We start from the raw sequence: 13,069 nt of genomic DNA on the forward strand, positions 1-13,069 counted from the left end.
CGCCTACGACCACTGACCCTTGGAATCGATCATCTAGGCGCGCCGACACGCTCCGGGCCAGGGGGCGCCTATCCCACAGTCCCATGCGTTTGCATATAGCGCGCGTCTGCAATTATTGTGAGTGCTCGTAAGGCGCACCAGCAATGGAGTGGTGCTCCGCCGCCCCGGCGGGCGGGACCTCAGTCCGCCGGGGGCACTCGCACAGAGGACACCCCCTCATGCCCCTCGCACTTCTCGCCCTGGCCATTGGAGCCTTCGGCATCGGCACCACCGAGTTCGTCGTCATGGGCCTGCTGCCCCAGATCGCCTCCGACTACGGCGTGTCCATCCCGACCGCAGGTCTGCTCGTCACCGGCTACGCCCTCGGCGTGGTGGTCGGGGCGCCGCTGATGACCGCGCTCGGGACCAGGATCAGCCGCAAGCGGATGCTCATGCTGCTCATGGGCCTGTTCGTGCTCGGCAACCTGCTCTCCGCCATCGCTCCGAGCTTCGGCCTCATGCTCGCCGGACGGCTCGTCACCTCCCTCGCGCACGGCGCCTTCTTCGGCATCGGCTCGGTCGTCGCGGCGGAACTGGTCGCCCCCGACCGCAAGGCCGGCGCGATCGCCACCATGTTCACCGGCCTGACCGTCGCCAACGTCGTCGGCGTGCCGCTCGGCACCTTCGTCGGCCAGGCCGTCGGCTGGCGGGCGACCTTCGCCGCCGTGGCAGCGCTCGGCGTGGTCGGCCTGCTCGGCCTCGCCAAGCTCGTCCCGCCGCTGCCCCGGCCCGAAGGCGCCCACCTGCGCCGGGAGTTGACGGCGTTCCGGAACCCCCAGGTGCTGCTGGCCATGGCGATGACCGTGCTCGGCTTCGGCGGCGTCTTCGCCGCGGTCACCTACATCGCGCCGATGATGACGCATGTCGCCGGATTCTCCGACGGCGCGGTGACCTGGCTGCTCGTGCTCTTCGGCGTCGGCATGTTCCTGGGCAACCTCGTCGGCGGCCGCTACGCGGACCGCGCGCTGATGCCCATGCTGTTCACCTCCCTCGGCGGACTCGCCGTCGTGCTGGGCCTGTTCACCCTCACCGCGCACAGCAAGGTGCTCGCCGCCGTCACCATGCTGCTCGTGGGCGCGCTCGGCTTCGCCACGGTGCCGCCGCTGCAGAAGCGCGTGCTGGACCAGGCGCACGGCGCCCCGACGCTTGCGTCCGCGGTCAACATCGGGGCGTTCAACCTCGGCAACGCGCTCTCCGCCTGGCTGGGCGGCCTGGTGATCTCGGCGGGCCTCGGCTACACCGCGCCCGACTGGGTCGGCGCCCTGCTCGCCGCGGCAGCCCTGGCGCTGGCCCTCTGGTCCGCCGGGCTGGAACGCCGGACGCCCGCCGTCGCGGCCACCATCCCGGCCCCGCCCGCCGAAGCCCCCACCGGCCGCACGCCAATCCACCACTGATCAGGGCCTGTCCGGCGAATCCCCGGAGCAGCCCGCGTCGTCGCCCCTCACTCCGGGCGAGGAGGTTGCCCCCAGGCGCGGCCAGATCCAAGGCGGCGGAACGCCCTTGTACTGGACGTACTCGGGCGCTTGCGCAACGCAGCCTGGGGCACCGCCCGCCCGAACGGTGAGGAAGCGGCGCGGGGCCGGAGGATCCCCCGGACGGACCCTGGTCCCCGACAGTCCCTCACACCCCGTCACCCCCCATCAGGAGAACCGACGTGAGCACCACCGCCGTCGCCCCGCTCACCACCGCCGACGCCGAGGCCCTGGTCGCGGCCGCCCGCCGGGCCGCCGAGGCCGCAGGCATCCCGGTCAGCATCACCGTCCTGGACGCGGGCGGTCATCTGCTCGCCTTCCGCCGCGACGACCGTGCCGTGCTGATCTCCGGCGAGACCAGCACCCGCAAGGCCTACACCGCCCTTCAGCTCGACTCCGCGACCGCGGACCTGGTCGACGCGGTCCAGCCGGGCGGCCCCTTCCACACCCTGCCGACCGCACTCGACCGGCCGCTCCTCTTCCTCGCGGGCGGCGTGCCCGTCCGCCGCGACGGACGCCTCGTCGGCGCGCTCGGCATCGGCGGCGGGGCCCCCGAGCAGGACCACTCCTTCGCCCGCGCCGCCCTCGACGAGACGTCACTGCGCTGATCGGGACAGGATCGTGACGGTCCGTCGGCCAATGCACAGCATTTCCGGGCGATCCTCATGGACATGAGAAGAAACTCGGTTCTCGGGCCGGCCGGCGTGACCGTCGCCGCCTGTCTCGCCCTGTCCGCCTGCTCGGGCTCGTCCGGCAGCCCGATCGCCACCGGCACCGCCCCGGCGGCCACGCCGAGCGTGGGCGTCGGCTCCTCGGCCGCGCCCTCCGACTCCGCCCCCGCCGACGGCGGTTCGGGCGGATCCACCGGCGCTACCAGTGCCACAGGTGCCACGGGCGGCAGCGGCGGGGCCACCGGGGCGACCACCGCGGCGGCCGGTCCGGCGGCCTGCACCGGCAGCCAGATCACCGTCGGCCACGGCGGCGGCGAAGGCGCGGCGGGACACCTGGCCGTCGTGCTCACCTTCACCAACTGGACCGACCACCCCTGCACCCTGCACGGCTACCCCGGCGTCGCCGGGCTCGACTCCGCCGACCGCCAGGTCGTGCAGGCGCGGCGCACGCTCCGGGGCATGATGGGCGGCGCGGCGCCTGGTGCGACCCACGCGCCGACCGTCCTGGTTCCGGCCCACGGGGTCGTCTCGGCCCGGGTCGAGGCGAGCGATGTGCCCCAGGGCGGGGCCACGGCCTGCCCGACCTACGCCGGCCTGCTGGTCACACCCCCCGGCACCCGGACGTCCACCCGTCTGGTGGCCGACGTCCAGCTCCCCGGCTGCGCCGGGCTGGAGGTCCACCCCGTGGTGGCCGGCACCACCGGCAACCAGGACTGAGGTCGCCGCGGGGCCCGGATGACCAACACGCCTGCGCTCCCCGTACCGTGACGATGCGACAGGTCCACGGCGAACGTGAGGGTCCAGCTCTGGGACCTGGCGGGCCGTCAGCCGCTGACGCCCCGGCTGGTCGGCCACCGCCGCACGGTGGACGCCGTCGCCACGACCGTGGTGGACGGGCTCCCGGTCGCCGTCACCGGCTCCAACTTCGACGGCCGCCTGCGGGTGTGGGACCTGCTGACCGGCCGTCAACTCGGCGAGGCCCTCCTCGGCCACCACCGCCGCGTCGGCGCCCTCGCCACGGTGATCGCCCCCGACGGCACCCCGCTCGCCCTCAGCGGCAGCGACGACTCCACCGTCCGCGCCTGGCACCTGCGGACCCTGCAGCCCTTCGGCCCACCGCCGCCCTTCCCCTACCGCGTCACCGCCCTCTCCCCCACCCCGTCCGGCGACCTCCTCGTCGCCTTCGGGGAGGAGCTGGCGCTGCTGCGACTTCAGCAGCCCTTGTCCTGACTGGTCGCCTGGATCTTCACCAGCAGGGCCCCGTGCGCGTAGCCCGCAGGCATGGGCTCGTCGTGCGGGTAGCGGAACTCGGTGATCTGGCCCTTCCAGTGACGCCAGGTCAGGGGAGCCAGCGTGGTCAGACTGTCGACGCTCGTCGCCTTCCCGGCGGCCTGCCAGCCGTGCCGCTCCAGGGCCCGCTCGACCTGCTGGGCCATGCCGGTGAAGCGGTCGACCGGCAGTTGGAGCGAGTAGGCGAACGAGCAGGCCGACGTGCTGCCGGTCGGGAAGGCGCCCGCCTGCAACTGCTGGTCGGTCAGGCCGTACGGCTTGATGGCCGTCTGGACCACCGCCGTGAAGTCCGAGTCGAGTTCGCCCTTGCGCCGGGCGACCGCGGCGGTCCACGCGCGCGCGAACGCCGCCTCGTGCGCCGCCTCGGCGGATGTACTGGCGGACGCCGCGGCGGCGGCCGCGTTCGGGGCGTCGTGCTTCCCGCCGCAGGCGGTGGCGAGGGTGAGGACCACGAGGGCGGCAGGGACGGCGAGGGAGGCGGTGCGTCGAGACATGCGCGCCAGCCTAGGACGCTGCTGACAAGCACCCCGAAGCGGGGTCACCGGCTCCGGTTCCCCCGCCGTCCCGTGGCGGTCAGAAGCCGCCGGCGAGGGTGACGCCGCCGTCGATGACGAGGTTCTGGCCGGTGATCCAGGCGGCGTCGTCGGAGAGCAGGAAGGCCACCGCGCCGGCGACGTCCTCGGGGAGACCGAGGCGCTTGAGGGGGTAGGCGGCGGAGACCTTCTCCTCGCGGCCCTCGTAGAGGGCGGTGGCGAAGTCGGTCTTGACCACCGCCGGCGCCACGGAGTTGACGCGCACCTTGGGGCCGAGTTCCACCGCCAGCTCGACGGTCAGGCGGCTCAGGGCCGCCTTGCTGACGCCGTAGACGCCGATGCCCGGCGAGGCGTGCGGCAGGCCCGCCACCGAGGAGACGTTGACGACGGAGCCGCCGTGCTCGCCCATCCACGCCTGGTGCACCCGGCGCGTCCAGGCCAGCGGGGCCAGGACGTTGACGGCCAGGATCTTCGCGGCGGCCGCCGGGTCCGTGTCCAGCACGGGGCCGTAGACCGGGTTGATGCCGGTGTTGTTCACGAGCATGTCGACCCGTCCGAAGGCCTCCATCGCCCGGGCGACCGTCTCCTCCTGGTGGGCCGGGTCGTCCGACTTGCCCGCGACGGCCAGCGCGGTCTCGGGGCCGCCGAGCGCGCGGGCGGCCTCCTCCAGCGGGCCGGCGTTGCGGGCGGTCAGCACGACGCGGGCGCCGCGCTCCACGAGCACGCGGGCGATGCCGTGGCCGATGCCGCGGCTGCTGCCGGTGACGATCGCGACGCGGTCCTTCATGGAGGACGTGGACATGGGAACTCTCCTACGGTGTACGGGATGTGACGGGGCTTCGAGGAGGGGCTTCGCGGACGGGTCAGGGCAGGACGACGATGCGGCCGGTCGACTCGCCGTCGGCGACGCGCTGCACCGCCTCCGCCGCGCCCTCCAGCGGCACCCGGGCGCTGACCAGTGGCGCGACGGCGCCCTTGGCGGCGAGCGCGGACAGTTCGGCGTGGGCGTCGCGGATCGCCTGCGGGTCGTACCGGTCGTACAGGCCCCAGTGCAGGCCCAGCACCGAGTAGTTCTTGACCAGCGCGTGGTTCAGCCCCGGTGCCGGGATCGTCCCCGACGCGAAGCCGACCACGACGATCCGGCCCTCGAAGGCGACGCACTTGGTGGAGCCCTGGTAGGCGGCACCGCCGACCGGGTCGTAGACCACGTCCGCGCCGCGCCCGCCGGTGGCCTCCTTGACGGCGGCGACGAAGTCCTCGCTGGTGCGGTCGATGACCAGGTCCGCCCCCAACTCCCGGGCCACGGCCGCCTTCTCGGGGCCGCCGACGACGCCGATCACCGTGGCGCCGGCGGCCTTGCCCAGCTGCACGGCGGCGCTGCCGACGCCGCCCGCGGCGGCGTGCACCAGCAGCGTCTCGCCCGCGCGCAGGTCCGCGCGGCGGTGCAGGCCGAACCAGCCGGTCTGGTAGGCGATGTGGAAGGAGGCGGCGGCCGCGTCGTCGAGCGACTCCGGCGCGGGGAACAGCCGGGCGGCGTCCATCAGGGCGTACTCGGCGAAGGCGCCGTGCGGCAGCGCGGCCGTGCCGATGACCCGCTCGCCGGTGCCGGCGACCTCGCCGCACAGCTCCACGCCCGGAGTGAACGGCAGCGGCGGGGTGATCTGGTACTGACCGCGCGTCAGCAACGCGTCGGGGAAGTTGACGGCCGCGGCGCGGACGCGGACGAGCACCTGGCCCGCGCCGGGCTCGGGGGTGGGCACCTCGTCGAGGCGCAACTGCTCGCGGGGTTCGCCGTTCTCGTGGACGCGCCAGGCCTTCACTTCCGCTCCCTCGCCCGGTGCCGGTGCACCGACTGGTCGGTATGTCGCTGCCCTGGAGGCTACCTACCAGTCGGTATGGAGTAAACAGCGGGGCCGTATTCCCGTGCCGTGTCCGCCCAGCTTCGCCGGGCTGCGGTGCGGGTTGCGGTGTTCGTGGGGCCGGCTCGGAAGGCGGAGGGTCGCCCTCGGACTGGACGTCCTGGGCGTCGTCGCCCACGCCGGGAGGGGGCACCTCCCCGGCGAGGCCGGGGCAGGCCGTGCCTGGGGCAGCTCCGGCCCGAAGGGTGGGGGATCCGCGCGGCCCGGGGATCCGCTGGACAGGCCCCGGCTCAGGAGCGTTGCGGCAGCGGCCCCTGGAAGAGCCAGGCGCGGAAGAAGCCGTCGAGCGGGACGGCGCTGTGCCGCTGCGCGCACGCGGTGAAGTCCGCCGTGGTGACCACGGCCTCCCGGCGCCCGGCCCACTCCCGCACCAGGGCGAAGAAGCCGGTGTCGCCGAGCAGCCGCCGCAGCTCGTGCAGGACCAGGCCGCCGCGCCGGTAGAGCCGGTCGTCGAACATCAGCTTGCGGCCCGGGTCCGCGAGCACCAGGTCCTGCGGCAGCGCGGCCAGGTGCGCGTGGGCGTCCGCCGCGTGGGCCTCGGCGGGACGGCCGCCCGAGCGCTCGGACCACAGCCACTCGGCGTACTTGGCGAAGCCCTCGTTCAGCCAGATGTGCCGCCAGTCCGCGATCCCCACCGCGTTGCCGAACCACTGGTGCGCCAACTCGTGCGCGACCAGCCGCTCGGAGCCGCGGAAGCCGTCCACGTGGTTGGCGCCGAACACGGACAGGCCCTGGGCCTCGACCGGGACGTCCAGGTCCTCGTCGACCACCACGACCGCGTACTCGCCGAAGGGGTAGGGCCCGAACAGCTCGGTGAAGAGCGCGGCCATCTGCGGCTGGCGGGCGAAGTCGTGGCGGGCGGACGCGAGCAGCCGCTGCGGGGCGTGCAGGGTCTGCGGGACCGGGGAACCTTCGCCGAGCGGCTCGTCCAGGTAGCGGCCGATCTGCACGGTCGTCAGATAGCTGGCGGTGGGCGCGGGTTGGTCCCACACCCAGGTGGTGGCCCCAGCGTGGGCCGTGCGGGTGAGCAGCCGCCCGTTGCCGACGACGCTGTAGGAGGCGGGGGCGGTCATCGAGACCAGGTAGGCCGCCCGGTCGCCGACACGGTCGTTGCACGGGTACCAGGAAGGCGCGCCGATCGGCTGGCTGGCCACCAGCGCGCCGTCGGTCAGCTCCTCCCAGCCCAGCCCGCCCCAGGGGCTGCGCTGCGGGCGGGGGTTGCCGGCGTAGCCCACCTCGGCGGTGAAGGCCTGCCCGGGGGCGAGCGGCCGGGCCGGGCGCAGCCGCAGCTTGCCCGCCCGGTGGGTCCAGCGGACCTGGCGGCCGTCGAGCAGCAGCCGGTGGACGCGGAACTCGGCGAAGTCCAGGACGACTTCGGGCAGCGGATCGGGCCCGTTGATGCAGCTGATCCGGGCGCTGCCGGAGAGCCGGTTGGGCGCGGGCCGGTAGTCGAGGGTGAGCTCGTAGCGGTGGACGCGGTAGCGGGGGTCGCCGTGGCCGGGGAAGTAGCTGTCCTGCGGGTACGCCGCCTGCTTCCCGTTGGCCACCTGTCTAGGCTCCGTTCTCGTTCCCCTGCCGGTCCGGCTGCGGCCACGGCTCGATGGGGTTGCCCAGCCAGCGGGTGTGCGGGGGCACCGACTCCCCCGCCATCACCAGCGAGGCGGGCCCGAGCGTGGTGGCGGCGCCGATCTTGGCGCCGGGCAGGACGATACCGTGCGGGCCCAGGGTCGCACCTGCCTCCAGGGTGACCGCGTCCATCCGCATGATCCGGTCGTGGAACAGGTGGGTCTGCACGACGCAGCCTCGGTTGACGCTCGCGCCCGCGCCGAGCCGCACCAGGTCGGCCTCGGGCAGCCAGTAGCTCTCGCACCACACCCCGCGGCCGATCCTCGCCCCGAGCCCGCGCAGCCACCAGGTCATCAGCGGGGAGCCCGGGAGCGCGCCGACCAGCCAGGGCACCGCCAGCACCTCGGTGAAGGTGTCGGCGAGTTCGTCGCGCCAGACGTGCCCGCTCCACAGCGGCTGCTCGCCTGCCCGGTAGCGGCCGACCAGCAGCCACTTGGCCGCCAGGGCGACGGTGGCGGCGCAGAGCCCGGCGCAGAGCAGCACGAGCCCGGAGCACTGCAGGGCGAGGCCGAAGCCGAGCCGGCCGAAGGCGGCCAGCACGCCGAACCCGAGCCAGGCGGAGCCCAGCAGCGGGAGCAGCCGCAGCAGCTCGACGGCGCCGCGCGCGGCCCTGAGCCGGGCCGGCGGGTCGTAGGTGCGACCGGCGTCCGCGCGGTCGGCCCGGCGCGGCAGCCGGATCGGCGGCATGCCGAGGTAGGAGCTGCCCTTCTTGGCCTTCTTGGGCGCGGCGGACAGCACGCCCACCAGGCCCCGGTCCGGGACGCTGCGCCCGGGCGCGGTCATCCCGGAGTTGCCGAGGAAGGCGCGGCGGCCGATCTGAGCCTCCGCAAGACGCAGCCAGCCGCCGCCGAGTTCGTAGGGCGCGACCAGCGTGTCGTCGGCGAGGAAGGCCCCGTCGCGGACCGTGGTCAGGCTGGGCAGCGCGAGCACGGTGGAGGCCTCGACGCCGCGGCCGACCCGCATGCCCAGGGCGCGCAGCCAGACCGGCGTCAGCAGGCTGGCGTAGAGCGGGAAGAGGGCGGTGCGGGCCAGGTCCATCAGCTGGGTCACGGTCCACGCCTGCCACGCGGGCCGCGAGTGGACCGGATGGTGACCGGGCGTCAGCCCGCGCCCGAGCAGCCGGACCAGCAGGAGCAGCAGCCCCGCGTAGACGCCGAGCGACGCCAGCACGGCGGGCGCGAGTGCCGCGAGGGTCCGCGCGTCCGCCGCCGGAGTGCCGGCGAGCGCCGCGAGCACGGCGAGCCCGGGGGCCGCGGCCAGCAGCGCGAGGCCGCCCGGAAGGAAGCCGCTCAGCCCGTAGAGGAAGGCCCAGGCCGCGCTGCGTCGTGGCCGCTCGCCGGGCCAGTCGTGGCGGGCCTTCCCGGTCTTGACGGCCGGCACGCCCGCCCAGCGCTGGCCGGTGGGCACCTGGCCCAGCACGGCGGAACCGGGCGCGATCTCCGCGCGCTTGCCCACCCGCGCTCCGGGCAGCAGCACGCTGCGGGTGCCGACGACGGCCCCCGCGCCGACCCGGACCGGGCCCACGTGCAGCCGGTCGCCGTCCAGCCACCAGCCGGCGAGGTCCACCTCGGCCTCGACCGCGCAGCCCTTGCCGAGCTTGAGCCGGCCGGTGACCGGCGGCAGGGTATGCAGGTCCACGTCCGCGCCGACGTCCGCACCCAGGGCCCGGGCGTAGCGCAGCAGCCAGGCGCCGGAGAGGTTCTGAGCGCCCGTCACCTCGGCCAGCCGCTCCGCGGTCCACAACCGCAGGTGCACGCTGCCGCCGCGCGGGTGGGTCCCGGGTGCGACGCCGCGCAGCAGCAGGCGGGCGCCCCCGGCTGCCAGGGCGATGCGGCCCGGCGGCGTCCACAGCACCGCCGCGCCGGAGGCCACGGCCCACCAGGGCGCGGACGGCGCCAAGCCGGTCCAGCCGGCCCACGTCAGGAGGTTGCCGAGAGCGGCTGCGGCGACGGCCCAGCGCAGGCCGAGGACGGTGAGCAGCGGCACCGTCAGCAGCAGCTGGACGAACCCGGCGCGGCGCGGAGTGGGCGTCACCTCCCGGGGCGCGGCGTCGAGTTCGCGTGCGGCGAGCCGGTCGAGGTGGCGGGCCTGGGCGCGCAGCACCGAGTGCTGGTACAGGTCGGCGACGGCCGCGGCCGGATGACGTTCGCGGATCAGGGCCACCAGCCGGGCGGCGGCGAGGCTGCCGCCGCCGATGGCGAAGAAGTCGTCGTCCGCCTCGCGCGGGCCCGCGCCCAGGACCTCGGCCCAGAGCCCGGCCAGCCACGCCTCGGTGCCGAACAGCTCGGCGGGGCCGTGCTGCTGACCCTCCGTCGGCAGCGGCCAGGGCAGCGCGGCCCGGTCCACCTTCCCGGAGGTGCGCGTCGGCAGCGCCTCGACCTGGGCCAGCAGCGGCACCAGCGCGGCGGGCAGCTGCTCCCGGAGGCGGGCGACGGCGGCGGCCTGGTCGAAGCCGTCGGCGGTGACCAGGTAGCCGACGAGCAGGTCGTTGCCGCTGCGGGCGGTGCGCACGGCCGCGGCGGCGGCCTGGACGCCGGGCAGTGCCTGCAGCACGGCGTCCACCTCGCCCAGCTCGATCCGCCGACCGCCCACCTTCACCTGGTCGTCGGCGCGGCCGAGGAAGACCAGGCCCTCCGGCTCGGCGCGGACCAGGTCCCCGGAGCGGTAGGCGCGCTCCCAGCCGAGGGAGGGCAGCGGGGCGTAGGCGGTGGCGTCCTTCGCGGGGTCGAGGTAGCGGGCCAGGCCGGCGCCGCCGATGACGAGCTGGCCGCTGCCGCCCATCTCGACGACCTGGCCGTGCTCGTCGACGACGGCCAGCTCCCAGCCGTCCAGCGGCAGCCCGATCCGGATCGGCCCGGCGCCGGTCAGCGGCGCGGCGCAGGAGACGACGGTGGCCTCGGTGGGGCCGTAGGTGTTCCACACCTCCCGGCCGTCGGCGGCCAGTCGTTCGGCCAGCTCCGGCGGGCATGCCTCGCCGCCGAAGATCAGCAGGCGCACGTCGGCGAGGGATTCCACCGGCCACAGCGCGGCCAGCGTCGGCACGGTGGAGACGACGGTGATCTCCTGCTCCACCAGCCACGGCCCGAGGTCCGCGCCGCTGCGGACCCGGGTGCGCGGAACGGCGACCAGGCACGCGCCGTGCCGCCAGGCCAGCCACATCTCCTCGCAGGAGGCGTCGAAGGCCACCGACAGTCCGGCCATCACCCGGTCGCCCGGACCCAGCGGCTCCTGCTGCTGGAACAGCGCGGCCTCGGCGTCCGCGAAGGCGGCGGCGCAGCGGTGCGGCACTGCGACGCCCTTCGGCGTGCCGGTGGAGCCGGAGGTGAAGATGATCCACGCGTCGTCCTCCGGCCCGGGGCGGCCCGCGGGTGCGGGCGTGTCGCCGGGCCGACGCAGCGTCAACTCCCGCTCCGCCCCGAACACCGCCCGCACCCCGGCCTCGCCGAAGACGACGTCGGCGCGCTCGTCCGGGTCCTCCGCGTCCACCGGGACGTAGGCGGCCCCGGCGGAGAGCACGGCGAGAATGCAGACGTAGAGATCGGCCGTCCCCGACGGCACGCGTACGCCGACCCGGTCCCCGACGCCGACCCCGGCCGCAGCGAGCCGGGCCCGGGTCCGCTCCACCTCGGCGGCGAGCGCCCGGTAGGTCAGCACCCGGGAACCGTCGTCCAGCGCGGGCTCGGTGGGATGGGCGCGGACCGTGGCCTCGAAGACGTCCAGCAGGGTGCGCTCCGGATGCGCCGGGCGCCCGGTGAACAGCGCGAGCCCGGACGGCGCGGCCTCGGCGGCTCCGGCGGCCTCCGAAGCCGTGGCCGCGGTGGTGCTGGGGGCCGAAGTCATGCGTGCCTCTTCCGTCGACGATCCTGCCGACTCTAGACCGCCTTCGGGCCCCTGGCCTGCTGGTCGCGCTCCCGCCGTGTCGCCCGGACGGAGCATTCACCAGCCCATTGAGGCATGAACTCCTTTTCGCCACAAGAGACTTGACTCGGGCGTGCGCCAACTCCCGCACGGGCGACCGTGACCAAGCCCACCCCCTGCGCCCGTCCGTCGGCGCGGCCCGAAGCGCGCTCAGTGCCACGGGCTCCGCAGTGCCCACCACAGCGGCAGCGACGCGGCGAAGCCCACGGCGCCGCAGAGCAGCCCGAGGCGCACGGTGCGGCGCCGCTCGGCCGCCGGACGGGTCACCCGGGCCGCCGGCGGCACGGAATCGATCTTGACGAGGGCGAGCCTCCCCGCCCGGTCACCGCCGGTCTGGTGACGTACCCGCACATCCCAGCGGCGCTCCGGGTCGTACTCGACGAGGACCGTGCCGCCCGCCCGGAAGCGGTCCAGGTCCATGATGTTGACCGCCGCGTGCGCCTCCACCCGGAAGGCCGGTCCAGTCTCCGGCGCCACCGTCAGGTCCAGCCGCAGCGGCAGGTTCGGCCCCTCCCCGACGGCCGCCGAGGACTCGATCCGCGCCGGCGCGCGTTCGGTCCGGCCGCTCCCCTTCCCGGCGACGCGCCGGCGCTCGGCGGCCGCGAGCAGCGCGAAGGCGACGATGCCCACCCAGGGGACCGCGTTCACCCCGATCACGAACAGGGCCACCCCGTGCCCCGACCCCAGTTGCATGGCCCCGGTCAGCACCGCGCCCAGGCCCGCGCCCATCAGCAGCGCCAGCACCACTCCAGCGATCAGCACCGCGTGTCCCCCCGCCCCCGCACAGCGCCGTCTCCCCCGGCGGCGTCTGAGGGAGTCCAGAATGGCGACCGGGCACCTCCGTGTCCAGCTGCCGGGAAGGAGCGGATATGTCCGTGGACGAAGCGCGGCCGGTGCGGGTGGAGCGCAGGGGGCCGGTGACCACCGTGCTGCTGCACCGACCCGAGGTCCGCAACGCGGTGGACGCGGCCACTGCCGAGCAACTGCGGCGCGCCTTCGAGGAGTTCGAGGCGGACGACGCGGCCTCGGTGGCGGTCCTGCACGGCGAGGGCGGCGCCTTCTGCGCGGGTTACGACCTCACGTCGCTGGCCGGGCACGGCATCCCCGGGGAGGTGGCGGACGCGGCGTACGGACCGGGGCCCATGGGCCCGACCCGGCTGCGGCTGTCGAAGCCGGTGATCGCGGCCGTGGCGGGCCACGCCGTGGCCGGGGGCCTGGAGTTGGCGCTCTGGTGCGATCTGCGGGCCGCCGAGCCGGACGCCGTCTTCGGCGTCTTCTGCCGCCGCTTCGGCGTCCCGCTGATCGACGGCGGCACGGTCCGGCTCCCGCGCCTCATCGGCGAGAGCCGGGCGATGGACCTGATCCTCACCGGCCGGCCCGTGGACGCCGCCGAGGCGCTCGCCATCGGCCTGGTCAACCGCCTTACCCCGGAGGGGGGTTCACGTGAGGCCGCCGAGGAGCTCGCGGCCCGGCTGGCCGCACTGCCCCAGCGCTGCCTCCGCTCGGACCGCGCCCTGGTCCGTGACGCCGCCGGCCTCCCGGCTGGCGACGCGCTCCGCCTCGCGCACGAGCGCGGCGCCCAGGTCCTGTCCGCACCGGAC

Annotated in this window: 11 protein-coding genes; 5 read left to right on the plus strand and 6 right to left on the minus strand. The window is 75.3% G+C overall.

The annotated features are described in order from the left end of the window. Window positions 1-218: 218 nt before the first annotated feature. From ACFP3V_RS08215 to ACFP3V_RS08230, 4 genes are all read left to right on the plus strand, one after another. Window positions 219-1,433, plus strand: coding sequence for an MFS transporter (locus ACFP3V_RS08215; protein WP_380581382.1), 1,215 nt, complete (start codon window positions 219-221; stop codon window positions 1,431-1,433). A 260-nt stretch (window positions 1,434-1,693) separates the two neighbouring features. After that, on the plus strand, window positions 1,694-2,119 hold the full coding sequence (locus ACFP3V_RS08220; protein ID WP_380581384.1) for a GlcG/HbpS family heme-binding protein: 426 nt from the start codon (window positions 1,694-1,696) through the stop codon (window positions 2,117-2,119). A 63-nt stretch (window positions 2,120-2,182) separates the two neighbouring features. Continuing rightward, a complete protein-coding gene (locus ACFP3V_RS08225) occupies window positions 2,183-2,899 on the plus strand; it encodes a DUF4232 domain-containing protein (protein ID WP_380581386.1) in 717 nt (238 codons plus the stop codon). Between the two features lie 75 nt (window positions 2,900-2,974). Beyond that, window positions 2,975-3,412, plus strand: coding sequence for a WD40 repeat domain-containing protein (locus ACFP3V_RS08230; protein ID WP_380581388.1), 438 nt, complete (start codon window positions 2,975-2,977; stop codon window positions 3,410-3,412). On the opposite strand, the gene ACFP3V_RS08235 is transcribed toward ACFP3V_RS08230, so the two are convergent. From ACFP3V_RS08235 to ACFP3V_RS08260, 6 genes are all read right to left on the minus strand, one after another. Further along, window positions 3,394-3,966 (minus strand): hypothetical protein, encoded by a 573-nt coding sequence (locus ACFP3V_RS08235; RefSeq protein ID WP_380581390.1) that lies wholly within the window; start codon window positions 3,964-3,966, stop codon window positions 3,394-3,396. The two genes, ACFP3V_RS08230 and ACFP3V_RS08235, sit on opposite strands and share 19 nt — an antisense overlap. A gap of 79 nt (window positions 3,967-4,045) precedes the next feature. Continuing rightward, window positions 4,046-4,807: an SDR family oxidoreductase gene (locus ACFP3V_RS08240; protein ID WP_380581392.1), complete on the minus strand. Its 762-nt coding sequence runs from the start codon at window positions 4,805-4,807 to the stop codon at window positions 4,046-4,048. A gap of 61 nt (window positions 4,808-4,868) precedes the next feature. Next, window positions 4,869-5,825 carry an NADPH:quinone oxidoreductase family protein gene (locus tag ACFP3V_RS08245; RefSeq protein WP_380581394.1) on the minus strand — a complete coding sequence of 319 codons (957 nt, stop codon included), beginning with the start codon at window positions 5,823-5,825 and terminating at the stop codon, window positions 4,869-4,871. A 329-nt stretch (window positions 5,826-6,154) separates the two neighbouring features. After that, the gene (locus ACFP3V_RS08250) at window positions 6,155-7,471 is read right to left on the minus strand and encodes a M1 family metallopeptidase (RefSeq protein WP_380581396.1); all 1,317 of its coding nucleotides are present in this window, start codon (window positions 7,469-7,471) and stop codon (window positions 6,155-6,157) included. Between the two features lie 4 nt (window positions 7,472-7,475). Next, window positions 7,476-11,390: a Pls/PosA family non-ribosomal peptide synthetase gene (locus tag ACFP3V_RS08255; protein ID WP_380581399.1), complete on the minus strand. Its 3,915-nt coding sequence runs from the start codon at window positions 11,388-11,390 to the stop codon at window positions 7,476-7,478. Window positions 11,391-11,618: 228 nt separating this feature from the next. After that, window positions 11,619-12,230 carry a hypothetical protein gene (locus tag ACFP3V_RS08260; RefSeq protein WP_380581401.1) on the minus strand — a complete coding sequence of 204 codons (612 nt, stop codon included), beginning with the start codon at window positions 12,228-12,230 and terminating at the stop codon, window positions 11,619-11,621. A gap of 107 nt (window positions 12,231-12,337) precedes the next feature. Here ACFP3V_RS08260 and ACFP3V_RS08265 point away from each other — a divergent pair. Beyond that, window positions 12,338-13,069: crotonase/enoyl-CoA hydratase family protein (locus tag ACFP3V_RS08265; RefSeq protein WP_380581402.1), on the plus strand; the 732-nt coding region annotated here is incomplete at its 3' end.

Source organism: Streptacidiphilus monticola (genome assembly GCF_042658505.1).
Classification (GTDB): domain Bacteria; phylum Actinomycetota; class Actinomycetes; order Streptomycetales; family Streptomycetaceae; genus Streptacidiphilus; species Streptacidiphilus monticola.